19 protein-coding genes are annotated in these 23,200 nt (G+C 74.7%); 14 read left to right on the top strand and 5 right to left on the bottom strand.

The features are described from left to right. Nucleotides 1–4: 4 nt before the first annotated feature. On the top strand, nucleotides 5–1,060 hold the full coding sequence (locus tag ACFVS0_RS18425) for a Gfo/Idh/MocA family protein (protein ID WP_430588781.1): 1,056 nt from the start codon (nucleotides 5–7) through the stop codon (nucleotides 1,058–1,060). Between the two features lie 39 nt (nucleotides 1,061–1,099). Here the strand turns inward: ACFVS0_RS18425 and ACFVS0_RS18430 are convergent, their stop codons facing one another. Next, entirely contained in the window at nucleotides 1,100–3,346 is a 2,247-nt protein-coding gene (locus ACFVS0_RS18430) for a prolyl oligopeptidase family protein (RefSeq protein ID WP_430588771.1), read from the bottom strand. Between the two features lie 190 nt (nucleotides 3,347–3,536). Between ACFVS0_RS18430 and ACFVS0_RS18435 the strand changes: the two genes are divergently transcribed. From ACFVS0_RS18435 to ACFVS0_RS18455, 5 genes are read left to right on the top strand one after another with little or no spacing between them, the layout of a single operon-like run. After that, nucleotides 3,537–4,931, top strand: a complete 1,395-nt coding sequence (locus ACFVS0_RS18435; protein WP_430588772.1) for an ATP-binding protein — start codon at nucleotides 3,537–3,539, stop codon at nucleotides 4,929–4,931. Next, nucleotides 4,928–5,398 carry a roadblock/LC7 domain-containing protein gene (locus ACFVS0_RS18440; RefSeq protein ID WP_430552090.1) on the top strand — a complete coding sequence of 157 codons (471 nt, stop codon included), beginning with the start codon at nucleotides 4,928–4,930 and terminating at the stop codon, nucleotides 5,396–5,398. Before ACFVS0_RS18435 ends, ACFVS0_RS18440 begins: the two co-directional genes overlap by 4 nt. Further along, nucleotides 5,395–5,745, top strand: coding sequence for a DUF742 domain-containing protein (locus ACFVS0_RS18445; RefSeq protein WP_430552091.1), 351 nt, complete (start codon nucleotides 5,395–5,397; stop codon nucleotides 5,743–5,745). Before ACFVS0_RS18440 ends, ACFVS0_RS18445 begins: the two co-directional genes overlap by 4 nt. Next, nucleotides 5,726–6,343 carry an ATP/GTP-binding protein gene (locus ACFVS0_RS18450; RefSeq protein WP_430552092.1) on the top strand — a complete coding sequence of 206 codons (618 nt, stop codon included), beginning with the start codon at nucleotides 5,726–5,728 and terminating at the stop codon, nucleotides 6,341–6,343. Before ACFVS0_RS18445 ends, ACFVS0_RS18450 begins: the two co-directional genes overlap by 20 nt. Next, nucleotides 6,340–7,569 (top strand): hypothetical protein, encoded by a 1,230-nt coding sequence (locus tag ACFVS0_RS18455; protein WP_430562859.1) that lies wholly within the window; start codon nucleotides 6,340–6,342, stop codon nucleotides 7,567–7,569. The genes ACFVS0_RS18450 and ACFVS0_RS18455 overlap by 4 nt, the downstream gene beginning before the upstream one ends. Nucleotides 7,570–7,578: 9 nt before the next feature. On the opposite strand, the gene ACFVS0_RS18460 is transcribed toward ACFVS0_RS18455, so the two are convergent. Next, the gene (locus ACFVS0_RS18460) at nucleotides 7,579–9,066 is read right to left on the bottom strand and encodes a flavin-containing monooxygenase (protein ID WP_430562860.1); all 1,488 of its coding nucleotides are present in this window, start codon (nucleotides 9,064–9,066) and stop codon (nucleotides 7,579–7,581) included. Between the two features lie 143 nt (nucleotides 9,067–9,209). Between ACFVS0_RS18460 and ligA the strand changes: the two genes are divergently transcribed. After that, nucleotides 9,210–11,675, top strand: coding sequence for an NAD-dependent DNA ligase LigA (ligA, locus tag ACFVS0_RS18465; protein WP_430588773.1), 2,466 nt, complete (start codon nucleotides 9,210–9,212; stop codon nucleotides 11,673–11,675). 22 nt (nucleotides 11,676–11,697) lie between these two features. Beyond that, complete coding sequence (locus tag ACFVS0_RS18470; RefSeq protein ID WP_430588774.1) at nucleotides 11,698–12,810, top strand: hypothetical protein; 1,113 nt, start codon at nucleotides 11,698–11,700, stop codon at nucleotides 12,808–12,810. 14 nt (nucleotides 12,811–12,824) lie between these two features. Here the strand turns inward: ACFVS0_RS18470 and ACFVS0_RS18475 are convergent, their stop codons facing one another. Next, the gene (locus ACFVS0_RS18475) at nucleotides 12,825–13,703 is read right to left on the bottom strand and encodes a dihydrodipicolinate synthase family protein (RefSeq protein ID WP_430588775.1); all 879 of its coding nucleotides are present in this window, start codon (nucleotides 13,701–13,703) and stop codon (nucleotides 12,825–12,827) included. Nucleotides 13,704–13,728: 25 nt separating this feature from the next. After that, on the bottom strand, nucleotides 13,729–14,910 hold the full coding sequence (locus ACFVS0_RS18480; RefSeq protein WP_430552098.1) for an ROK family transcriptional regulator: 1,182 nt from the start codon (nucleotides 14,908–14,910) through the stop codon (nucleotides 13,729–13,731). A 76-nt stretch (nucleotides 14,911–14,986) separates the two neighbouring features. On the opposite strand from ACFVS0_RS18480, the gene ACFVS0_RS18485 reads away from it, so the two are divergent. The 6 genes from ACFVS0_RS18485 (at nucleotide 14,987) to ACFVS0_RS18510 (ending at nucleotide 22,093) form a co-directional block, all read left to right on the top strand. After that, entirely contained in the window at nucleotides 14,987–16,540 is a 1,554-nt protein-coding gene (locus tag ACFVS0_RS18485) for a sugar ABC transporter ATP-binding protein (protein ID WP_430588776.1), read from the top strand. Then, the gene (locus ACFVS0_RS18490) at nucleotides 16,537–17,541 is read left to right on the top strand and encodes an ABC transporter permease (RefSeq protein WP_430552100.1); all 1,005 of its coding nucleotides are present in this window, start codon (nucleotides 16,537–16,539) and stop codon (nucleotides 17,539–17,541) included. Before ACFVS0_RS18485 ends, ACFVS0_RS18490 begins: the two co-directional genes overlap by 4 nt. 105 nt (nucleotides 17,542–17,646) lie before the next feature. After that, complete coding sequence (locus tag ACFVS0_RS18495; protein ID WP_430552101.1) at nucleotides 17,647–18,714, top strand: substrate-binding domain-containing protein; 1,068 nt, start codon at nucleotides 17,647–17,649, stop codon at nucleotides 18,712–18,714. A gap of 67 nt (nucleotides 18,715–18,781) precedes the next feature. After that, complete coding sequence (locus tag ACFVS0_RS18500) at nucleotides 18,782–19,975, top strand: Gfo/Idh/MocA family protein (protein ID WP_430588777.1); 1,194 nt, start codon at nucleotides 18,782–18,784, stop codon at nucleotides 19,973–19,975. Between the two features lie 72 nt (nucleotides 19,976–20,047). Then, on the top strand, nucleotides 20,048–21,049 hold the full coding sequence (locus ACFVS0_RS18505) for a sugar phosphate isomerase/epimerase family protein (protein WP_079569343.1): 1,002 nt from the start codon (nucleotides 20,048–20,050) through the stop codon (nucleotides 21,047–21,049). Between the two features lie 66 nt (nucleotides 21,050–21,115). After that, nucleotides 21,116–22,093: a sugar phosphate isomerase/epimerase family protein gene (locus ACFVS0_RS18510; RefSeq protein WP_430588778.1), complete on the top strand. Its 978-nt coding sequence runs from the start codon at nucleotides 21,116–21,118 to the stop codon at nucleotides 22,091–22,093. 77 nt (nucleotides 22,094–22,170) lie between these two features. On the opposite strand, the gene ACFVS0_RS18515 is transcribed toward ACFVS0_RS18510, so the two are convergent. Further along, nucleotides 22,171–22,791: a GNAT family N-acetyltransferase gene (locus ACFVS0_RS18515; RefSeq protein WP_430588779.1), complete on the bottom strand. Its 621-nt coding sequence runs from the start codon at nucleotides 22,789–22,791 to the stop codon at nucleotides 22,171–22,173. Between the last annotated feature and the right edge of the window lie 409 nt (nucleotides 22,792–23,200).

Genomic DNA, 23,200 nt, shown 5'->3' on the forward strand with positions numbered 1-23,200 from the left:
GGGCATGGGCCGGGCGTGGCTGTCCGCCATCCGGGCCGAGCCGGGGGCGGAGCTGGCCGGCGTCGTCGACCTCGACCTCGACGCGGCCCGCGGGGCGCTCGCGGAGGCCGGGCTGGCGGACGTCCCGGTGGGGACGGACGCCGTCGCGCTCGCCCGGGAGACCGGGTCGCGCGCGGTCGTGAACGTCACCGTCCCGGCCGCGCACCACCCCGTCACCACGGCCGCGCTGTTCGCGGGGCTGCCCGTGCTCGGCGAGAAGCCGGTGGCCGAGTCGGTGCCGCGCGCGCTCTCGCTCGCCGCGGCCGCGGAGGTGACCGGGGAGCTCTTCGTGGTGAGCCAGTCGCGCCGCTACAACCGGCAGCTGTTCGCCTTCCGGGAGCAGGCGCGCACGCTGGGCGACCTGGGGGTGCTCACCACGGAGTTCTTCAAGGCGCCCCGCTTCGGCGGGTTCCGCGACGCGATGGCGCACCCGCTGCTGCTCGACATGGCGATCCACCCGTTCGACACCGCCCGGTTCCTGCTGGGCGCCGAGCCCGTCTCGGTGTACTGCGAGGAGTTCAACCCGTCGTGGAGCTGGTACGCCGGCGACGCCGCGGCCACCGCGGTGTTCGAGATGACGGGCGGCGTCCGCTACTCCTACACGGGCAGCTGGTGCAGCCCCGGCCAGGAGACGTCGTGGAACGGGTCCTGGCGCCTCTCGGGGCGGGACGGCACCGCGCTCTGGGACGGCGACCACGAGCCGGTCGCCGAGGTGCCGAGCGACAGGCCGCACGACGCGGCGCAGGGCGTGGACCCCGGTGACGGGATCGCCGGGTCGCTGGCGACCTTCCTGGCGGCGCTCGACGGCGGTCCCACGCCCATGGGCGAGGTGCACGAGAACGTGCTCAGCCTCGTCATGGTGGCCGCGGCCGTCGAGTCGGCCGCCACCGGCGCGAAGGTCCTCGTCGACGACCTGCTCGAGCGTGCCTACGCCGAGGCCCTGGCCAAGGAGTCGCGGGAGGACGTGCGTGCGCAGCTCGCGTCGTGGACGTCCGTGCGCGCGGCGCTCGGGCCGGCCTGACGCCGGGTCCCGGCGGGCTCGCCCGCCGGGACCGGCCGGTCAGGCCAGGCGCTCGCGCAGGAACGTCCAGGCCAGGGCGGACATGTGCGCGGCCTGCGCGTTGTTGGCGGCGCCCCCGTGGCCGCCCTCGACGTTCTCGTAATAGGTCACGTCCCGCCCGGCCGGCCCGCCCGCGGCCAGCATCAGCGCCGCCATCTTGCGCGCGTGGCCGGGGTGCACGCGGTCGTCCTTCGTCGACGTCGTGAACAGCACCGGCGGGTAGCTGCGGTCGCCGTCGAGCAGGTGGTACGGCGAGAAGGTGCGGACGAACTCCCAGTCCTCGGTGTCGGGGTCGCCGTACTCGGCCACCCACGACGCGCCGGCGAGCAGGTGGGAGTACCTCAACATGTCGAGCAGCGGCACCTGCACCACGACCGCGCCGAACAGGTCCGGGTACTGCGTGAGCATGTTCCCCGCCAGCAGGCCGCCGTTGGACCCGCCCTGCGCACCGAGGTGCTCGGGCGTGGTGATGCCGCGGGCCACGAGGTCGCGCGCGACGGCGGCGAAGTCCTCGTAGGCCTTGTGCCGGCGCTCGCGCAGCGCGGCCTGGTGCCACGCGGGGCCGTACTCGCCGCCGCCGCGGATGTTCGCGACGACGTACACGCCGCCGCGGGCGAGCCACGCCCGCCCCACCGTGCCGGAGTAGCCCGGCAGCAGCGGGATCTCGAAGCCGCCGTACCCGTACAGCAGCGTGGGCGCGGTGCCCGGCCCTGTCCCCGGCGTCGTCGGGTTTGCGGGCTCGACCAGGTCCTGGCGGCCCACGACGAAGTACGGCACGCGGGTGCCGTCGTCGGAGGTGGCGAAGTGCTGCACCGCGACCATGCCGTCCGCGTCGAAGTAGGCCGGCGCGGCCTTCAGCGGCTCCGGCTCGCCCGGCTCCGCGCCGGGACCGGCGACGGTCGCCAGCGCGAGCGTGGACGGCGTGAGGTACCCGGTGGTCGTGACCCAGACGTCGTCGCCGTCCAGGGGGTCGACGGCGCGCACCCCGACGGTGAGCAGCCCGCCGCCGAGCGGGAGCTCCGAGCGGGTCCAGGGCACGCCGGCCGCCGCGTCGAGGGACGTGTCGGCGGGCGGGGTGAGCACGTGCACGGCGTTCTTCACGTCGTCGAGCACGTTGACGACCAGGTGGTGGCGCGTCCACGAGGCACCGACCAGCGACGTCGACGGCGTGGGCGCGAACAGGACCGTGAGGTCGCGCGAGCCGGCGAGGAACGCGTCCGCGGGCGCGGCCAGCAACGACCCGGCGGCGTAGGTGGTGCCCGCGGGCGTCCAGTCGTCGCGCAGCTCCACCAGCAGCCACTCGCGGTGGAAGCCGACCTCGGCGGACTCGGGCACCTCGATCCTCACCAGGCGCTGCTCGGGCGTCCCGACCGCCTCGACGAGGAACGTCTCCGACCGGTAGAAGGCGATCGAGCGGCTCACGAGGTCGCGCTCGAAGCCGGGCGTGCGCGAGCGGCGCGCGGAGATGTACATGTCGTCGTCGGCGCCCTCGTACACGAGCGGCGCGTCCTCGAGCGCCGTCCCGCGCCGCCACAGCCGCACGGTCCGCGGGTAGCCGGACGGCGTCGTCGTGCCCGGGCCGAAGTCGGTGAAGACGTACACCGTGTCCTCGTCGGCCCACGCCAGGCCGCCCTTGGCGCCGGTGCGACCGTCGTCGCGCGCCGTGTCGCGCTCGAACCCACCCTCGGCGGCGGGGACGAACCGCTTGTCGACGAGGTCGAACTCGCGCGTGACGTCCGCGTCGGAGCCGCCGGGGGAGAGGTCGACCAGCGCGCGGCGCCAGGGCTCGCCCGCCGCGAGCTGCGCGGGCGTCGGGCGCAGCAGCGACGCGCCGTGCCACACCCAGCTCTCGCCCTCCGCCGCGGCGAGGGCGTCGAGGTCGAGCACCGTCTCCCAGGCGGGGGAGTCGGTCCGGTACGAGTCGAGGGTGGTGCGGCGCCACAGCCCGCGCTCGTGCTCCGCGTCGCGCCAGAAGTTGTACAGGTGGTCGCCGATCCGGGAGACGTCGGGGATGCGCTCGTCGGAGTCGAGCACCTCGCGGACCGCCGCCTCCGTCGCGGCGAAGCCGGGGGCGCCTCCGACGGTCGCGTGCGCGTGGTCGTTGCGGCCGCGCACCCACGCCAGCGCCTCGGCGCCCTCGACCTCCTCGAGCCATGCGAACGGGTCCGGGCGGGTCGGGTCGAGCGGGGTCGGCGGTGCGGCGTCCAGGGCTGACGGTGGTGCGGGCTCGAGTCGCTCGGCGGTCATGTCCGGCACCCTAGCCGCCGGGCGCGCCGAGGGGTGGCGGTGCCTTTCACCCGGGGGGTGCCCGTGGTAGAAACTCCTGGTCAGGGCATTGATCCCGCTATGGACGATCCAAGGGTTTCGCGGAAAAAGCCGCTTTCGCGCGGCACGGTCACCGCCGCCGGGACCCGACCCTTCCACCCACGGGGGTGCGGTGAGCACGACGACCTCTGCCGGCTCGCGCGCGACGGCGCGCGTCCCGGCCCAGCTCTGCGCGGCCGCGGCCGTCCTGTGCCTCGCGGCGGTGCCGGTGCTCGGCGACCGGCTCCCGCCCGAGGGCGCGGCGGCGCTGTCCGGAGCCGCCGCGCTGCTCGTCGTCGTCGCGGTGGTGGCGCTGTCCCGCGCCGTCGCGCGCGGGGACCGCGACCGCGCCGTGCTGCGGACGGAGCGCGACGCGCGCGCGGCGGAGCTCGCCGCCGCCGCCGGTGCGCTGGACGACGCGACGGCCGAGCTCGCGCGCACCCGCGAGGCCCGCGACGACCAGCGCTCCGCCGTGGAGACCGCCGTCGTCGCCCTGGGGCGCAAGGTGCAGGCGTCGGCGCACCGCATCCAGGAGGAGGCGGCGCGGATGGTGCAGCGGCACGCGGCCGACCCGGACGTCCTGCAGACCTCCATGCGGATCGACCACGCCGCCGCGCAGCACGCGCGCCAGGCGCAGAACCTCGTCGCGCTGTGCGGCCGGCGGCCCGGGCAGACGTGGGACGACCCGCTCGCCCTGCCGGACGTCGTGCGCGCGGCCGCCGGCCGGATCACGGCGTTCCAGCGCGTCGAGGTGTCCGGCGACCCGGGGCTGGCCGTGGTCGGCCGCGCGGTCGAGCCGGTCGTGCACGTCCTCGCCGAGCTGCTCGCCAACGCCACCCAGTGCTCGCCCCCCAGCACCCAGGTGCTCGTCGCGATCCGGCAGGTGCAGCGGGGCGCGGTCGTCGAGGTCGACGACTGCGGCGTCGGGATGGCCGCCCGCGAGCTGGAGCGGGTGCGCGCCGTCGCGTCCGGCGCGCGGCCCGTCGGCATCGCCGACCTCGGCGAGGTGCCGCAGACCGGCCTTGCGGTCGTGGGCTCGTACGCCCGTGCCCTCGACCTGCGCGTGGACCTCACGGAGTCCGTGTACGGCGGCCTGCGCGCCGTGGTCATGGTGCCGGCCGAGCTCGTCACCGCGGCCGCCGCGGCGCCCGACACCCTCGCCCCGAGCGTCGACGAGCCCTGGCCGCAGCAGCCAGCCCCGGAGGTGCGGCCCGGGCCGGCGGCGCCCGAGGCCCACGGCGGCGGGACGACGGGGCCGGACGGCGCCCCGACCCTGCCGCAGCGGCGCTCGCGCCGCGGCCCCGCCACGGGGACCCAGCGCGCGGTGCCCGGCGCGCCGCCGACGGCCCCGACCGCGGCGGTCCCGGCACAGACGGCGGAGGAGGCCGGCGCGTGGATCGGCGCGTTCTTCTCCGCCGACCGGGACGCCTTCGCCGGCGCACCCGACGACGCCGCCGGGACCCCGACCACCGACCATCCCAGCCAGCAGCCGTCCGCCGTGCCGGACGTGACCTCGGAGGACACATGACGACCCCGACCACCGACGCGACCCCCGCGCCCGCGCACCCGGACAGCTGGATGCTCGACCTCGTCGCGGGGGTGCGCGGCGTGCGGCACGTCGTCGTGCTCAGCTCGGACGGTCTGGTGAAGGTCCGCACGGACGTCACGCCGCCGGACACGGCCGACAAGGTCGCGGCGGCGTGCGCCGGCCTCGTGGCGCTCGGCATGAGCATGGGCCGGGAGTTCGGCGCCGGCGACGCGCTGCGGCAGGTGCTCGTCGAGTTCGACGGCGGCTTCCTCTTCGTGCGCGGCGCGGGCGACGGCTCGCGGCTGGCGGTCGTCACCGACGCGGCGGTCGACCCGGGGCTCGTGGCCCAGCAGATGCAGGCCCAGGTGCTGATGATCGGCGAGCGGACGCTCGGCACGGACGTCCTGCGCCCCGCCGCCACGCCCGCCGGCGTGCCCGCCGTTCCCGCTGCGGAGGGGACGCGATGACGGGCGGCTACCGCGACCACCCGGTGCGCTCGTACGTCCTCACGGGCGGGCGCGCGCACCCCAGCCGCAACACGCTGCGGCCCGAGACGCTGCTGTGCGCGGTGGACGACGGCCGCGAGCTGCCCGTCGGCGCGGGGCGGCACGAGCGCGCCCTGCTCGAGACGTGCCGCGGCACGCTCGCCCTGGCCGAGCTCGCCGCGTACCTGCACCTGCCCACCAGCCTGGTCGCCGTCCTCGCCTCCGACCTGCTCGACGCCGGCTACCTGGCGGTCCGGTCGTCGGCGCATCACGACCTGCCGGGCGTCGGCCTGCTGGAGGAGGTCCTCGATGGTCTCCGGCGGTTCTGAGGCACCGCCCGTCGACCCGGCCTCCCTGCACCTGGCGCCCACGGTCGAGCGGTCGGTGAAGGTGCTCGTCGTGGGCGCGTACGGCGTCGGCAAGACGACGCTCATCGGCGCGGTGAGCGAGATCCCCGTGCTGAGCACGGAGGAGACGATCACGGCGGCCAGCGTCGGCGTCGACCCGCGGCTGGGGGAGAAGAGCACGACGACGGTCGCGATGGACTTCGGGCGCGTCACGGTGGGCGGCACCACGGCCCTCTACCTGTTCGGCACGCCCGGGCAGAAGCGCTTCTGGGACCTGTGGGCGGGGCTGGCGGACGGCGCGGTCGGCGCGCTCGTCGTCGTGGACACGCGCCGCCTGGAGGAGAGCTTCGAGGTGCTGGACCAGCTCGAGGAGCACACGGCGCTGCCGGTCACGGTCGTCGTCAACGAGTTCCCGGACGCGCCGCGGCACGGCACCGACGCGGTGCGCGCCGCGCTCGACCTGCCGCCGGACACCCCCGTCGTCGCCGGCGACCTGCGCGAACGGCGGCAGGCCGTCGAGGCGCTCCAGGCGCTCGTCGCGCACGCGGTGCGCCTCGCCCGCGCGGGCGCCGCGGCATGAGCCTCACCGGCGCGGTGCGCGTGGTGCGCCTCGAGGACGTGGCCGACCGGCCGCTCCTCGCCGACCTGGTCGGCGCGCCCGACCCGGCGGCGCGGTACGAGGCGCTGCGCTCGCGCTGGGGGGCCCTCGCGCCCGTCGACCTCGAGCCGGGCGTGCCCGCGTGGCTCGCGCTCGGCCACGCGGAGGTCGCCGCCGTCCTGCGCAACGAGGCGATGTTCTCCCGCGACGCGCGGCACTGGCGGTACGAGGCGGAGGGACTCGTCGGGCGGCGCTCGGCGACCCGCGCGCTGCTCGCCTCGCGCGACGGCGCCCACGACCGGGACGGTGCGGAGCACCGGCGCCTGCGCACACCCCTGGCCGACGCGCTCGACGCCGTGGAGGACAAGCGCGTGCGGCGGACGGCGGACGTCGCCTGCACCTCGGTGCTCGATCGCCTGGCCGCCCGCGGCACGGCGGACCTGGTGGCGGAGTACGCCGTCGACGTGCCGGTGCGGGTGCTGGCCGACCTGCTCGGCATGACGCTCGCGGACGCCCGCCGGATGCACGAGCTCACCGTCGCCCAGCGCTCCGGCACCGACGACGCGTACCCGGCGTCCCTCGAGGCGGAGGACCTGCTCGCGGGCTTCGTCGCCGGGCGTCGCGCGGAGCCGAGCGACGACCTGACGTCCGCGCTGCTCGCCCACCCCGCCCACGAGAACGACCTCGAGGTGATGGCCGCCGTCGCGCTCGTGTTCGCCACGGCGCACGACGCCGAGATCGCGTGGATCGCGACCGCGGTGCAGCGGCTGCTCGCCGACCCGGGGTTCGCCGGGCGTCTGCACGGCGGCCGCCTCTCGCTCGACGACGCGCTCGACGAGGTGGCGCGGGACGCGCCCCCGCTGCCGCACCTGCGGCCGCGCTACGCCCTCGCGGACGGCGAGCTGGGCGGCCAGGCGATCGCGGCGGGCGACGCCGTCGTGCCGGCGGTGGCGGCGGCCAACGCCGACCGCACCGTCCGCGCCGCGGACCCGTGGGAGCAGGCCGACGCGCGCTTCCACCTCACGTGGGGGACCGGCGCGCACGCGTGCCCGGCGCACCGCACGGCGCCGCTGATCACCCGGACGGTCGTGGGGCACTTCCTCGCCCGGGTCGCGGACGTGGAGCTGACCGTCGCGCCGGCCGACGTCGTGCCCGTGCGCTCCGCGTGGGTGCGCTACCCGAGCGCGCTCCCCGTGCGCTTCAGGTGACCGGCCGCGTCAGCCGATCCGCTCGCGCAGCCGGCCGGGCAGGTGCCGGTACGCCTTCGGGTCCACCGGCAGCAGCCACTGGCCGGCGCGGGTGGCCGCGGGCAGCTGCAGGTCGAGGTCCGTCAGCATCTCGTCGATCTGGTGCAGCGAGAACGGGATGACGTTGGTGCCGCGGGCGTGCTTGCCCTCGGTGCGCTTCTCCATCCAGTCCACGCGGCTCGCGACGAGCTCGCGGCGCTCCTCGACCGGGGGGACGTCGACGGCGCCGGCCAGGTGGGCGGCGGTCCACAGCGCGGCGACCTCGGCCGACAGCGGGCTGAACAGCGACGAGTTGTACCCGGCGAACGTCAGGTGCGGCACGTCGTGCGGCAGCACCTGCCGGTAGAGCTGGAAGTTGCCGCGGTCGTCGAGCAGCCGCGCCTGGAGGTCGTCGTCGAGGAACGGCACGCGCTGGTGGAAGCCGGTGCCGCACACCACGAGGTCGGCGCGCACGGTGGTGCCGTCGTCGAGCACGGCGACGGGGGCGCCGTCGTCGTCCACGGCGAAGCGCTCGATCTCGGACTCGCGGTGCACGTCGATCCGTCCCTCGGACACCTGCTCGAAGAAGCTGTCGGTGGCGAGCGAGACCGTCGAGCGGGCGATGTCGGCGAACTCGCCGCGCGGCACGAGCCCGAGCTCCTTCAGGCGGAACTGCTTGACCGAGACCGCGCCGACGCTGGCGAGCATCGACCTGCGGACGCCGTCGCCCGGCCCGTGCAGGAACTTCTCCACGCCCCCGGACAGCGTCTCGTAGCGGAACAGCCCCTCGCCCATGCGGGTGAGCAGGAGGTACTTGTAGTTGAGCGCGTTGCCGAGCCGCTTGGGCAGCTTCCACAGCAGGTGCCGCGCCACGACCTGGGTGCTCGCGGCGACCGGGGCGATCTCGGCGGCGACGTCGCACGCGGACTTGCCGTAGCCGACGACGACGACGTGCTTGCCGCGCGCGTCCTCGAGGGACGTGAGCTGGCTCGAGGCGACCACCTTGCCGCCGGCGCGCAGCAGCTGCGCCAGGCCCTCGAAGCGCGGGATCACCGGGTCGGAGAAGATGCCGTTCGCGACCACGACGTGGTCGAAGCGCTCCGGCTCGCCGACCGGCTCGCCCGTGCGCCGCGCGGTGACGGACCAGCCGTCCTCCGCGGGCGTGAGCTCCGCGCGCACGACCTCGGTCGACAGCCGGAGCGAGCCGCGCAGGTCGTGGAGGTCGACGTACCGCTCGAGGTACGCCTGCACCTGCTGGCCGCTGGGCCACTCGGGGTAGTCCTTCGGCATGGGCAGGTCCGAGAAGGCGTACGAGCCCTTGTTGTTCTGCGTGGTCAGGCCCGAGTAACGGCGGCTCGCGCTCCACACGCCGCCGACGTCGGGGGCCTTGTCGAGCACGGTGACGTCGTGCCCGAACTCGCGGAGCACCTTGGCGCTGGCCAGGCCGGCGAAGCCGGCGCCGACGACGGCGATCTTCATGAGCGTCCTTGCTGTCGGTCGAGAGGGGCCAAATCGCCAGAATCGTAGCGGTTCGGACAGGGATCGGGACAGGCCTTCTCGCAGGTCGGGCGGACGGGGCGCCCGACCCGGCCGGTGTCGGCGGCGCGCGGCAAGATGGGCCCGTGACGGACACCGAGAACACCGGCCTCGACTCAGGGCCGGACACACCGCTCGACGAAGCCGCCGCCCAGCGTCGCTGGGCCGAGCTGGTCGCCCTCGTCGAGGAGGACCAGCGCGCCTACTACGAGGACGACGCCCCCCGGGTGTCCGACGCGGAGTACGACGCGCGGATGCACGAGCTGGAGGCGATCGAGGCCGCGCACCCGGCGCTCCAGACGCCCGAGTCGCCGACGCAGCGGGTGGGCGGCGCGGCCGCCGCCGGCTTCGCGACGGTCGAGCACGTCGAGCGGATGCTCAGCCTCGACAACGTGTTCTCCGTCGACGAGCTGCGGGCGTGGGACGCGCGCGTGGCCCGCGACCTGGGCGCGGAGCACGTCGGCTACCTGTCCGAGGTGAAGATCGACGGGCTCGCCATCGCCCTGCTGTACGAGAAGGGGCGCCTGGTGCGCGCGGCGACCCGCGGCGACGGCCGCACGGGCGAGGACGTCACGCAGAACGCGCTGCGGATCGCCGACATCCCGCGGCGGCTGGCGGGCGACGGACACCCCGACCTCGTCGAGGTCCGCGGCGAGGCCTTCATCCCCGTCGCCTCCTTCGAGCGGCTGAACGAGCTGCAGGGGCAGCTGCGCGAGCGCGTCGTGGCCGAGTCGCGGGCGCGGCACGAGGGCCGGGCCGCCGCCGCCCGCCCGTTCGACGAGGAGCGGGCCCGCGTCGCGGCGCTCCGCCGCTTCCCGCAGTTCGCCAACCCGCGCAACGCGGCGGCCGGCGGGCTGCGCCAGCTGCTCGACAAGAAGGAGGGCATGGAGCTCGAGGCGGGCGTCGCCCGCGTCGAGTCCCTGCGCCTGTACGTGCACGGGATCGGCGCGCTGCAGTGGACGGCGGGCGAGCACACGGAGCTGGCCCGGCAGTCGGAGGCGTACGAGCACTTCGCGCGGTGGGGGCTGCCGGTCTCCCCGCACAACCGGGTGGTCGAGGGTGTCGACGGCGTGGTCGAGATGATCGAGTGGTTCGGCGCCCACCGGCACGACATCGAGCACGAGCTGGACGGCATCGTCGTCAAGGTCGACGCCCTCGACGACCAGCGCCGGCTCGGCGCGACGAGCCGCGCGCCCCGCTGGGCGATCGCCTACAAGTACCCGCCCGAGGAGGTCACGACCCGCCTCGTGGCGATCCAGGTGGGCGTGGGGCGCACCGGCCGCGCCACCCCGTACGCGGTGATGGAGCCGGTCCTGGTCGCGGGCTCCACCGTGCGCCAGGCGACCCTGCACAACCAGGACGTGGTGAAGGCGAAGGGCGTGCGCATCGGCGACATGGTCGTGCTGCGCAAGGCGGGCGACGTCATCCCCGAGATCCTCGGCCCGGTGACGGCGCTGGCCGACGACGGCTACCCGCGCGAGGAGTTCGTCATGCCCGCCGAGTGCCCCGAGTGCGGCACCCCGCTGCGGGCGATGAAGGAGGGCGACGTCGACCTGCGCTGCCCCAACGCCGAGACCTGCCCGGCGCAGGTGCGCGGCCGGGTGGAGCACATCGGCTCGCGCGGCGGGCTGGACGTCGAGGCGCTCGGCGAGGTCACGGCGTCGGCCCTCACGCAGCCCGAGGTGCCCGAGGTGCCTCCGCTGCGCACGGAGGCGGGCCTGTTCGACCTCACGCTGGAGCAGCTGCTGCCCATCGAGGTCGTCGTGCGCGACGCCGAGACGGGGCTGCCCAGGGCGGACGACGACGGCGTCGCGCGGCGCCGCACCCCGTTCCGCAAGAAGGTCACGGTCACCAGGGCCCGCCGCGCCGAGGCCGAGGCGGCGGGCGAGGCCCTGCCCGAGTTCGAGCCCACCGCTGCGGCCACCAAGCTCCTCGAGGAGCTGGAGCTGGCCAAGACGAAGGACCTGTGGCGCATCCTCGTCAGCCTCAACATCCGCCACGTCGGGCCCGTGGCGGCCCGGGCGCTCGCGGGCTGGTTCGGCTCGCTCGACGCGATCCGGGCGGCGTCGCGCGAGGAGCTGGCCGCCGTCGAGGGCGTGGGCCCGATCATCGCCGACGCGCTGCTGGCCTGGTTCGACGTCGGGTGGCACCGCGAGATCGTCGACCGCTGGCAGGCGGCCGGCGTGCGCACGTGGATCCCCGACCACCCGGGCCCCGAGGCGATGGCGGCAGCGGCCGACAAGGGCCCGACCGGGCCGCTCGCCGGGCTCACGGTGGTGGTCACCGGCTCGCTCGAGGGCTACAGCCGCGACGGCGCCAAGGAGGCCGTCCTGGCCGCGGGCGGCAAGGCGGCCGGGTCGGTGTCGAAGAAGACGGACTACGTCGTCGTCGGCGCCAACGCCGGGTCGAAGGCCGCGAAGGCGGAGGAGCTCGGCCTGCCGATCCTCGACGAGGCGGCGTTCACGCGCCTGCTGCAGGGCGGTCCGGCCGCGCTGGGCGATGGTGCGCAGGACGGCGCAGAGGAGAGCGCGGACGCCGCCGAGGAGGTCTGACGCCCGGGGCTACGATGCGCGGGTGCCCGACACGCTCTCCTCGCCCCAGACCGCCTCGACCCTGACGCTGCGCGGCGCCCACCTGGTGGGTTCCGTGAACCTCCCCTCGGCGCGCGACACGCTGCGCACGGTCGCGACGCGGCTCGGCCCCCACGCCCGCCGCATCCCGGACGGCGAGGTGGGCGAGCGGTTCCACTGGATCCTGTTCCAGGGCGCGCGGTTCGAGGTGGTCGACGGGCTGGTGCGCGTGGGCGACGCGCCCGTCGTCGTGGCCGGTTTCGACGTGCGGCCGCACGTGCTCGACGGCTCGGTGCCGGCGGACGAGCTCCGGTTCGGGCCGCTGGGCTACGCGGAGGCCGCGCTCGCGTCGTACGCCGACTTCGCGGCCCTGCGCGCCGAGGGCGTGATCGCGCCCGGCACGCGGTTCCAGGTCTGCCTGCCGTCGCCGCTGGCCGCGGTCACGACGTTCGTCGCGCCGGCCGACCGTGCCGCGGTGCACCCGGTCTACGAGGCGGCGCTGGTGCGCGAGCTCGACGAGATCGTCGCCGCGATCCCCGCCGAGGACCTCGCGGTGCAGGTGGACCTGGCCACCGAGTTCGCGTTCGTCGAGGGCGCGAACCTCGGCGGCGGCGCCGCGCGGGCCTGGTTCGATCGCGACGCCGGCGGGGACGAGGACGTCGTGCGCGGCTGTGCCGCCCGCGCGGCGCGGTTCGCGGCGCACGTGCCCGAGGGCGTCCAGCTCGGCTTCCACCTCTGCTACGGCGACGTGGCCGAGAAGCACTTCGTCGAGCCGGCCGACACGGGACACCTCGTGGAGATGGCGAACGCCCTGGTGGCGGCCCTCCCGCGCCCGATCACGTGGGTGCACCTGCCCGTCCCGATCGACCGCGACGACGTCGCGTACGTCGCGCCGCTCGGCGACCTCGCGCTCGACCCGGCCACCGAGCTCTACCTCGGCGTCCTGCACCACGAGGACGGCGTCGAGGGGGCCGCGCGCCGGCTGGCCGCGGCCACGCAGGTGCTGGGCGACCGGACCGTCGGCGTCGCCACGGAGTGCGGCTTCGGCCGCGGCCCGAGCGAGCGCACCGCGGCCCTGCTGGACCTGCACGTCGCGGTCCTCGGCCGCACCTCCTGACGTCCGGCGGTGCGTCAGGGGCGTCGCGCGACGACGGCCTGCAGCGCGGCGTCGTCCGCGGCCGTGAGCGGCACGAGCGTGTCGCGCGGCGGCGCGGTCGGCGTACCGAGCAGGGCGGCGACGGCGTGCAGCGCGGCGACCGGGCGCCCCGTGTCCGCCACGGCCCGCGCGACGTCGAGCAGCCAGTCCCGTGCCGCGTCGGCGGCAACGGTCCCCGCGACCCGGGCCCGCCGGACGGCGACGTACTCGGTCGGCGCGAGCGCCGCGAGCCCGGTGTGCCAGGCGTCCGCGGGCTCGGCGTCGCCGATCAGCGCGGTGTCGCCGCTGAGCCCCACCGCGACCCCCGCCGTCCGCAGCGCGGCCACGCGTCCGCCCGGTCGGGACGGCGGCGACGCCGGGTCCTTCACCGCGACCACGGAGCCGTCGTCGTGCAGCGCCGCGAGCATCTCGGCAGAGACGTCGAACCCGAGCTGCACGGGCTTGTTGTAGAAGCACACCGGCGTGCCCGGCACGGCGGCCGCGACCCGTGCGTACAGGGCGCGCACCTCCGCGTCGTCGAGCGGGAGGTACGCGAACGGGGACAGCACCAGCCCGGCGGCACCGGCCTCGCGGGCGCGGCGTGCCCGCGCGACGACCCGGTGCGCCGACTCCGCGGCGGCGCCCACGTGCACCGGCGCGCCGCCCGCGGCCGCCACGGCGATCCGGACCACGGCGTCGCGCTCGTCGTCGTCGAACGACACCCCGGAGCCGGAGGTCGCCAGCACGACGACGCCGTCCGCGCCGGCGGACACGGCCGCGCCGACGAGGGCCTCCAGGCCGTCCAGGTCCACCTCCCCGTCCTCGGCCAGCGGGGTGATCGGGTAGGCGAGGAGTCCGGTGAACGCCGAGGTCATGCCGCGCATCGTACGGACGGCGGCGTCAGGCGGTCAGCGCGTCCACGGCGTCGGGCGACAAGGCGTGGTCGGCCGCCATGGCGGCCGCTCCGAGCACGCCCGCCTGCGCGCCGGTGCGCGCGACGGCGATGCGCAGGTGCTGGGTGGCCAGCGGCAGCGACCGCCGGTAGACGACCTCGCGGATGCCGGCGAGAAGGTGCTCGCCCGCCTCGGCGAGGATGCCGCCGAGCACGATGACGGAGGGGTTGAGCAGGCTGACCGTCGCCGCGAGGACGCTGCCGATCTCGCGCCCGGCCTGGCGCACGGCACGGCCGGCGGTGACGTCGCCGCCGCGGACCAGCGCGACGACGTCCGCGGGGCCGGACACGTCCAGGCCCTCGGCGCCGAGCCGCACGGCCAGGGCCTGGGCGCTCGCGATCGCCTCGAGGCAGCCGACGTTGCCGCACCGGCACACGATGTCCTCCGCCCCGGGCACGGCGATGTGCCCGACGTCGCCGGCGGCGCCCTGGGCGCCACGCCGCAGCGCGCCGTCGGCGATGATGCCCGCGCCGATGCCGGTGGCGACCTTGACGAGGATGAGGTCGGAGACGTCGGGCCAGGCGATGCGGTGCTCGCCGAGCGCCATGATGTTCACGTCGTTGTCGACCAGCGCGGGGGCGTCGAAGTGGCCGCGGAGGATGCCGGGCACGTCGGCGTCGTCCCAGCCGGGCATGATCGGCGGGTTGTTCGGGTGCCCGGTCGCGTGCTCCACGGGGCCCGGCAGGCCGACGCCCACGCCGGCGAGGTCGCCGACGGAGCGCCCCGCGGTCTCGAGCAGCTTGCGCCCGGTGTCCGCGACCCAGCCGAGCACGGGCTCCGGTCCGTCGGCGATGGCGAGGGGCGCGTCGAGCTCGGCGAGCACGGTGGACGCGAGGTCGGTCACGGCGAGCCGGGCGTGGGTGGCACCGAGGTCGACCCCCAGCACCACCTGCGACGACGGGTTGAACGCGAAGGTGGCGGGCGGGCGCCCCCCGGTCGAGGTGGCCTCGCCGGCAGGGGCGATGAGGCCCGCCGCCATGAGCGCGTCGATCCGCCCCGCGACGGTCGACCGGGCCTGGCCGGTGAGGGTCGCGAGCTCGGCGCGGGTGCGGGCCCGGCCGTCGCGCAGGAGCTGGAACATCTCGCCGGCCCCGGGCGTGCGAGGTCCGGCCGCTGCGCCTTCCGTCATGACCGTAGTCAATCACGATCGAATAACACCCGTCTTTTGCTTGACGATCGACAGAAGTGCGTCCTAGGTTCGAGCCATGGTCGACGTGGACCGCGACGACGCGGCACCGCCGGAGGGCAGCGACGCCCCCGCCCCTCTGCTGCGCATGGAGGGCATCGTCAAGCACTTCCCGGGCGCCAAGGCGCTCGACGGGGTGGACCTCGACGTGCTGCCGGGCGAGGTGCACTGCCTGCTCGGGCAGAACGGCGCCGGGAAGTCCACGCTCATCAAGGTCCTCGCCGGGGCGCACCAGCCCACCGCGGGCCGGATCGTGCTCGACGGCGAGGAGGTCGTCGTCCCGCACCCGGTCGCGGCCCTGCAGCGCGGGGTCGCGACGATCTACCAGGAGCTCGACGTCGTCGACGGGCTCACCGTCGCGGAGAACGTGTACCTCGGGCACGAGCTCGCGCGCGGCGGGTTCACCCAGCGCCGCGAGGTCGCCACCCGCACCCGGGAGCTGCTGGCACGCCTCGGCCACCCCGAGATCTCGCCCCACCGCGAGGTCGGCCAGCTCTCCGCCGCGGGCAAGCAGGTCGTGTCCATGGCGCGGGCGCTCTCCCACGAGGCGCGCGTCATCGTCATGGACGAGCCGTCCGCCGTGCTCGACGCCGGGGAGGTGCGGAACCTGTTCCGCGTCGTCCGCGCGCTCACGGCCCAGGGCGTCGCGGTCGTGTACATCTCCCACCGCCTCGAGGAGATCCGGGAGATCGGCGACCGCATCACGGTCCTCAAGAACGGGCGCACGGTGGGCCGCGACCTCCCGGCCGCCGCGACGCCCACGACCGAGCTCATCCGGCTCATGACCGGCCGCAACGTCGAGTACGCGTTCCCCGAGCGCCCCGGCGTCCCCGACGACGCGCCCGTGGTGCTCGACGTCGAGGGACTGGGCCTCGCGGGCACGTTCGAGGACGTGTCGTTCCAGGTCCGGGCCGGAGAGATCGTCGGCCTGGCCGGGCTCGTCGGCGCCGGGCGGTCGGAGATCCTCGAGACGCTCTACGGCGCGCGCCGCCGGTCGTCGGGCACCGTCACGGTCAAGGGCCGCGCCCTGCGCGCGGGCTCGGTCGACACCGCGGTCGCCGCCGGCATCGGGCTGTGCCCGGAGGAGCGCAAGAGCCAGGGCCTCGTCCTCGACGAGCCCGTCTACCGGAACGTCACCCTCTCGACGTTCGCCCGGTTCGCCCGCGGCGGCTGGCTCGACGAGCGCGCCGAGCGCACGGCGGCACGCGAGCAGGTGGCCGCCCTCGACCTGCGGCCCACCGACGTCGACCGGGCGGCCCGCACCCTCTCCGGCGGCAACCAGCAGAAGGCCCTGCTCGGGCGATGGCTCGTGCACGGCTGCGACGTGCTGCTCCTCGACGAGCCCACCCGCGGCGTCGACGTCGGCGCGCGGTCCGAGCTGTACGCGCTCGTGCGCCGCCTCGCCGACGCCGGGACGGCGGTGGTCGTCGTCTCCAGCGAGATCCCCGAGGTCCTCGGCCTCGCCGACCACGTGCTCGTGGTCTCCGAAGGGCGCGTGGTGCACCGGGCACCCGCGCAGGACATCGACGAGCACGGCGTGCTCGACCTCGTCATGGAAGGAACCACCGCATGAGCACCCAGGTGGAGTCGCCGGCCGCCGGCACGTCGCGGCCCTCGTGGCTGTCGGGACCGGCGGGCCGCACGATCGGGCTCGTCGTGGCCCTGGCCCTCGTCGCCGTCGTCGGCGTGATCACGGGCGGCGAGCGCTTCGCCAGCCTCGACAACGTCATGACCATCCTCCGGCTCGCGTCCGTGACCGGGGTCCTCGCCATCGGGATGACGTTCGTCATCACGGCCGGGGGGATCGACCTCTCGGTGGGCTCCCTGACGGGGCTCGCCTCGGTGTGGGCCAGCACGCTCGCCACGCAGACGATGGCCGAGGACGTGCACTGGACGGTCATGGTGCTCACGGCGCTCGTGGTCGGCACCGCGGCGGGCATCGTCAACGGCCTGATCATCGCGTACGGGAAGGTCGTGTCCTTCATCGCGACGCTGGCGATGATGATCGCCGCCCGCGGCCTCGCGGAGATGATCTCGGGCCGCCAGACGCAGGTCGTCAACGTGGACGGCTTCCTGGACTTCTTCCGCGCCGACTTCATCGGCGTGCCGGTGCTCGTGTGGATCTTCGCGGTGGTCGCCGTCGCCGGCTGGTTCCTGTTCAACCGCACCACGTTCGGCCGCCGCACGGTGGCCGTGGGCGGCAACCTCGAGGCGTCGCGGCTCGCGGGCATCAAGGTGCAGCGTCACCTGCTGTACGTCTACGCGCTGTCCGGGCTGGCCGCCGGCATCGCGGGCGTGATGATGCTCGGCCGCACCACCGCGGGCACCTCCACGAACGGCCTGTACTACGAGCTCGAGGTGATCGCGGCCGTCGTCGTCGGCGGCACGCTGCTCATCGGCGGCCGCGGCACGATCGTGGGCACCGTCATCGGCGTCCTCATCTTCGCGATGCTGACCAACGTCTTCACGATCAACAACCTGTCGATCTCCGCCCAGAACGTCGCCAAGGGCGCGATCATCGTGGTCGCCGTCCTGCTCCAGCAGCGCTTCGCCCGGCGCTCCGCGTCCACCTGACGCACCGCCCTCCCGAACCTCCCCGCACCACCCCAGCTCCACCCCAGCACCATCCCGCACCGGGCCACCCGCCCGGGACGGCCGGACCGAATCGAGGATGATCACATGTCCGCACGCACCGCGCTGGAGCGTCCTACCCGTGGCCGTCGCGTCGTCGCGCTGGCCGCGACGGCCGCGACCGCCGTCCTGCTCGCCGCCGGCTGCACCAGCAACGAGCCGCCCGAGGACGAGGGCTCGGCCGCCCCGCAGGTCGCCGCCGAGGGCAACGACGAGCCGGGCGAGAAGGTCGTCATCGGCTTCTCCGCCCCCGCCGCCGACCACGGCTGGATGGGCGCCATCACCAAGTCGGCGGTCGACACCGCCGAGCAGTACTCCGACGTCGAGCTCCGCCAGGCCGAGGCGACGAACGACGTCAACGTGCAGATCAGCCAGATCGAACAGTTCATCAACGACAAGGTCGACGCCATCGTGCTGCTGCCGTTCGACGGCGCCGCGCTCACCGAGGTCGCGACCAAGGCGATGGAGGCCGGCATCCCGGTCATCAACGTCGACCGCGAGTTCTCCAGCCCGTTCGCCGCGCGCGCCACGGTGCTCGGCGACAACTACGGCATGGGCGTGAGCGCCGGCACCTACATCTGCGAGCAGCTCGGCGACAACCCGGACGCGATCGTCGCCGAGATCCAGGGCATCGAGTCGCTCCCGCTCACCCAGGACCGCAGCAAGGGGTTCGAGGACGCGCTGTCCGACTGCGGGCTCGACGTCGACCGCCGGGTCGCGGCGGACTTCACGGTCCAGGGCGGGGAGACGGCGACGTCGAACCTGCTGCAGGCGGAGCCCCAGATCGACGCCATCTGGAACCATGACGACGACCAGGGTGTCGGCGTCCTCGCCGCGATCGAGAACGCCGGCCGGGACGAGTTCTTCATGGTCGGCGGCGCCGGGTCCCTCGACGTCATGGAGCACATCCAGGCGGACGACTCGGTGCTGAAGGCGACCGTCGTCTACCCGTCGACGCAGGCGGCCGACGGCATCAAGCTGGCCCGCCTGGTGGTGCACAACAAGAACATGGGAGACCTGGTCTCGGCCGGGGTCCCGCGCACCACCCAGCTGTACGCGCCGGTGGTCACGGCGGACAACGTCGACCAGTACATGTCCATCGGGTTCCGGTCCTGACGTCAGGCCCGACCCGCAGAGCACGCACGGAAGCACGACAGCCGCACGAGGAAACGGAGGTCGCTCGATGAGCGAGCACGCCACGGCAGGGGGCACGCCGACGCTGGGCGTCGGGATGGTCGGATACGCGTTCATGGGGGCCGCGCACTCGCAGGCGTGGCGGACGGCGCCGCGGTTCTTCGACCTCCCGCTCGCCCCGCGGATGCGGGTCGTGGCGGGCCGCAGCGCCGCGGGGGTGCGCGCGGCGGCGGACCGGCTCGGCTGGGACGACGCCGTCACCGACTGGCGCGAGCTCGTCACCCGGGACGACGTCGACCTCGTCGACGTCTGCACGCCGGGCGACACGCACGCCGAGATCGCCGTCGCGGCGCTCGAGGCGGGCAAGCACGTGCTGTGCGAGAAGCCGCTCGCGAACACGGTGGCCGAGGCGGAGGAGATGGTCCGCGCGGCCGACGCCGCGGCCGCGCGCGGGGTGTTCGCGGCGGTGGGGTTCACCTACCGCCGCGTCCCGGCGATCCAGCTCGCGCGACGCCTGGTCGAGCAGGGCCGGATCGGCGAGGTGCGACAGGTGCGCGCGCAGTACCTGCAGGACTGGCTGTCCGACCCGGCCACGCCGCTGTCGTGGCGGCTCGACAAGGCCAAGGCCGGGTCGGGGGCGCTGGGTGACATCGGCGCGCACGTGGTCGACCTGGCCCAGTTCGTCACGGGGGAGCGGCTGGTCGGCGTGGCGGGCATGCTCGAGACGTTCGTGCGCGAGCGGCCGGTCCCGGCGTCCTTCTCCGGCCTGTCGGGGGAGGCGGGGGAGGGCACCGGCCCGGTCACCGTCGACGACGCCGCGATCTTCTTCGGCCGGCTGTCGGGCGGCGGGACGGCGACCTTCGAGGCCACGCGGTACGCGTGGGGGCGCAAGAACGCCATCCGGCTCGAGGTCAGCGGCACCCGCGGCTCGCTCGCCTTCGACTTCGAGGACATGAACCTCCTGCACTACTTCGACGCGGAGGACGACGCGGAGGTCGCGGGCTTCCGCCGCATCGTCGTGACCGAGCCGGAGCACCCCTACGGCGGGCACTGGTGGCCCGCCGGCCACGGTCTCGGCTACGAGCACGCGTTCACCCACCAGGTCGTCGACCTCGTCGGGGACCTGGCGGCGGGGAAGCAGCCGACCCCGTCGTTCGCCGACGGGCTCGCCGTGCAGCGCGTGCTCGACGCCGTCGAGCGCAGCTCGGACGCCGGCCACGCCTGGGTCGACCTGCCCGGCTGACCACGCCCCGCTCCCACGTCACCAGCTCGCCGCCACCACCCGCACCGCCGTCTCGACGAGGAGAACCGCACCATGGCACGACCGATCACCCTGTTCACGGGCCAGTGGGCCGACCTGCCCCTGGAGGAGGTGGCCCGCCTCGCCGCGGGCTGGGGCTACGACGGCCTCGAGCTCGCCTGCTGGGGCGACCACCTGGACCCGTGGCGGTGGGACGACGACGCGTACGTGCAGTCCCGCCTCGACCTGCTGGAGCGGCACGGGCTGAAGGTGTACGCCATCTCCAACCACCTCAAGGGCCAGGCCGTCTGCGACGACCCGATCGACGAGCGGCACCGCGACATCTTGCCGGACGTCGTGTGGGGCGACGGCGACCCGGAGGGGGTGCGGCAGCGTGCCGCGGAGGAGATGAAGCACACCGCCCGCCTGGCGGCGAGGCTCGGCGTCGACACGGTGGTGGGCTTCACCGGGTCGTCGATCTGGAAGTACGTGGCGATGTTCCCGCCGGCCACCGAGGCGATGGTCGAGGCGGGCTACCAGGACTTCGCCGACCGGTGGAACCCGATCCTCGACGTCTTCGACGAGGTGGGCGTGCGTTTCGCGCACGAGGTGCACCCCAGCGAGATCGCCTACGACTACTGGACCACCGTGCGCACGCTGGAGGCGATCGGCCACCGCGAGGCGTTCGGCCTCAACTGGGACCCGTCGCACATGGTGTGGCAGGACCTCGACCCGGTGAGCTTCCTGTGGGACTTCAAGGACCGGATCTACCACGTGGACTGCAAGGACACGAAGAAGCGGATGGGCAACGGCCGCAACGGGCGCCTGTCGTCCCACCTGCCGTGGGCGGACCCGCGGCGGGGGTGGGACTTCATCTCCACGGGGCACGGCGACGTGCCGTGGGAGGACGCGTTCCGGATGCTCAACACGATCGGCTACGCGGGGCCCATCTCGATCGAGTGGGAGGACGCCGGCATGGACCGCCTGGTCGGCGCGCCGGAGGCCCTGGAGCTGGTGCGCCGGCTCGCGTTCGACGCGCCCGAGGCCGCGTTCGACGCCGCGTTCTCCCAGCGCTGAGCCGCTCCCGAAGCTCGCGACAGCGTGGCGCCGGGCGGTCCGGCGTCCTGATCAAAGGGGATCAGCATGACCAGTCGTACCGAGCTCGACCGTCGGTCGTTCCTGCGCCTGGCGGGCTCCACCGTCGCGGTGGGTGCCGCGGCCGTCACGTCCGTGGGCCTGGGGGCGGCGACGGCCTCGTCGGCGCTCGCGGCCGGCGGCGGGCGCCGGCTCGTCCCGCCGGGCAAGCTGGGCATCCAGCTCTTCTCGATCCGGGACAAGGTCAACGCGCTCGGGTTCCGGGCGGTCTTCGAGCGGCTCTCCACCCTCGGGTACCGCGAGGTGGAGTTCGCCGGGTACACGCAGGGCGCGGTCGGCGCGATCACGCCGTCGGAGATCCGCACGCTCCTGGACGACAACGGCCTCGTGGCGGTCGGCGCGCACCGGGGCATCGCCGACTTCGTCCGCAACATGGAGGCCGAGCTCGACATCGCCCAGACCCTCGGGATGGCGCACGTCGGCACGGCCAACGCCCCGACCAACGACCGCACCGTCGGCGGTTACCTGGCGGCGGCGGAGCAGTTCAACGGGTTCGGCGCGGCGGCCGCGGCGCGCGGGCTGAAGTTCTACCAGCACAACCACCAGCACGAGTTCGGCTTCGCGGCCGACGACCCGGCGACGCGGCTGTACGACGTCTTCCTGGAGAACACCGACCCGGCGACGGTCTACCTGGAGATGGACGTGTTCTGGGCGTTCGTGGGCAGGCACCTCTACCCGGGGTTCGAGCCGGTGGAGTACGTCCTGGCGCACCGGAACCGCTACCCGATGTTCCACCTCAAGGACGGGCGGGTGAACCCGCAGACGTCCAACGGCTACGACATCGTCGAGTTCGGGGTGGGCGACCTCGACTACCAGGCGTTCCTCGGCGCGCTGAACGGCTCGGGGCGCCAGCACGGCATCTGGGAGCAGGACAACGCGTCGACGGTCGCCGAGCCCCCGTTCCCCGTCGACTCCTTCGGCAACGCGGAGCGCAGCGCGGACGCGATCCTCGCGCTGCGGGGCTGAGGACCTCCGGGACACGCTGGACGACGACGGCGGGCGGGCGACACGCGTCGCCCACCCGCCGTCGTGGGCTCGCGCGGTCAGGCCGCGCGGCGGACCATCACGACGTCGTCGTGCCGCACGCCGCCCACGTCGTAGGTGCGCGTGCCGGCGACCACGAAGCCGTGCTTGCGGTAGAAGGCCTGTGCGCGGGCGTTCTGCGCGTTGGTGCCGAGCCACAGGGGAGCGTCCACCCCGGCAACGGTGCCGAGCCCGGTCGCGGCCGCGGCAGCGGCCTCGAGGAGCTGAGCGGCGACGCCGCCGCCGAGCGCGTCCGGGTGCACGTAGATCTTGGAGAGCTCGGCGTACGGGCCCGCGCCCACGACGGCGCGAAGCACCTCTCGTTCCTCGTCACCGTCCGGCTCGCCGAAGGACACGAGCGCGTAGCCGAGGGGCGTCGTCGAACCGTCGTCGGGTGCTCCGGGCCTGTCGTCGACGGCGACCAGGAGCGCGTGCCTGTCGGACGCGACCCAGGCGCCGACGGCACCAGGGGACAGATGGGCGGCCACGTGTGCGGCCATCGTGGCCACCGGGGTCCCCGGCGGGCACGCCAGCGGGAACGTGAGTGCGGCGAGCCATGCGACGTGCGCGCTCTCGTCGGCCCGGGCGGGCCGGACGACGACGGACGCCGGGGGCTGTGGTGCGGTCTGCGGGGTGGTCACGGCACGATTCTGGACCCCGTCCAGAGCCCTCGTCGGGGCCCGGGGAGCGGTGTGCCCCGCGTCACCGCGGGCGGAGTTGGCCGGGCGCTGCGGAGCGTGTAATGTTCTACGACGTCAGCCCGACAGGGAGACGGACACCAAAGAGCATGATCCGGGCGACCGGAGCTCAGGTGGCCGCGCGGGGCTGGAACTCACATCGAGGATCAGGTCGCATTCGTGCGCCCCGAGCACCGGTGTGGGGCTTTCCGACTTGCGTCGGGCAGTTCGATCGGCTGGAAACAGGCGGTCGGAACGGCCGAAAAAGTCTGGTAAGTTTGAGGGGTTGCCCCGGCGGGGTCGGAACGGTTGGTTCTGGTTCTGCGGTGTGCGTCGGTTGTTTGAGAACTCAACAGTGTGTTTGATAGTCAAT

It is taken from the genome of Isoptericola sp. NPDC058082 (genome assembly GCF_042885055.1).
Lineage (GTDB): Bacteria > Actinomycetota > Actinomycetes > Actinomycetales > Cellulomonadaceae > Isoptericola.

Coding starts and splice junctions, on each gene's coding strand:
- ACFVS0_RS18425 (WP_430588781.1), top strand. CDS start 5: ATGGGCCGGGCGTGGCTGTCCGCCATCCGGGCCGAGCCGGGGGCGGAG.
- ACFVS0_RS18430 (WP_430588771.1), bottom strand. CDS start 3,346: ATGACCGCCGAGCGACTCGAGCCCGCACCACCGTCAGCCCTGGACGCC.
- ACFVS0_RS18440 (WP_430552090.1), top strand. CDS start 4,928: ATGACGACCCCGACCACCGACGCGACCCCCGCGCCCGCGCACCCGGAC.
- ACFVS0_RS18445 (WP_430552091.1), top strand. CDS start 5,395: ATGACGGGCGGCTACCGCGACCACCCGGTGCGCTCGTACGTCCTCACG.
- ACFVS0_RS18450 (WP_430552092.1), top strand. CDS start 5,726: ATGGTCTCCGGCGGTTCTGAGGCACCGCCCGTCGACCCGGCCTCCCTG.
- ACFVS0_RS18455 (WP_430562859.1), top strand. CDS start 6,340: ATGAGCCTCACCGGCGCGGTGCGCGTGGTGCGCCTCGAGGACGTGGCC.
- ACFVS0_RS18460 (WP_430562860.1), bottom strand. CDS start 9,066: ATGAAGATCGCCGTCGTCGGCGCCGGCTTCGCCGGCCTGGCCAGCGCC.
- ACFVS0_RS18475 (WP_430588775.1), bottom strand. CDS start 13,703: ATGACCTCGGCGTTCACCGGACTCCTCGCCTACCCGATCACCCCGCTG.
- ACFVS0_RS18480 (WP_430552098.1), bottom strand. CDS start 14,910: ATGACGGAAGGCGCAGCGGCCGGACCTCGCACGCCCGGGGCCGGCGAG.
- ACFVS0_RS18485 (WP_430588776.1), top strand. CDS start 14,987: ATGGTCGACGTGGACCGCGACGACGCGGCACCGCCGGAGGGCAGCGAC.
- ACFVS0_RS18490 (WP_430552100.1), top strand. CDS start 16,537: ATGAGCACCCAGGTGGAGTCGCCGGCCGCCGGCACGTCGCGGCCCTCG.
- ACFVS0_RS18495 (WP_430552101.1), top strand. CDS start 17,647: ATGTCCGCACGCACCGCGCTGGAGCGTCCTACCCGTGGCCGTCGCGTC.
- ACFVS0_RS18500 (WP_430588777.1), top strand. CDS start 18,782: ATGAGCGAGCACGCCACGGCAGGGGGCACGCCGACGCTGGGCGTCGGG.
- ACFVS0_RS18505 (WP_079569343.1), top strand. CDS start 20,048: ATGGCACGACCGATCACCCTGTTCACGGGCCAGTGGGCCGACCTGCCC.
- ACFVS0_RS18510 (WP_430588778.1), top strand. CDS start 21,116: ATGACCAGTCGTACCGAGCTCGACCGTCGGTCGTTCCTGCGCCTGGCG.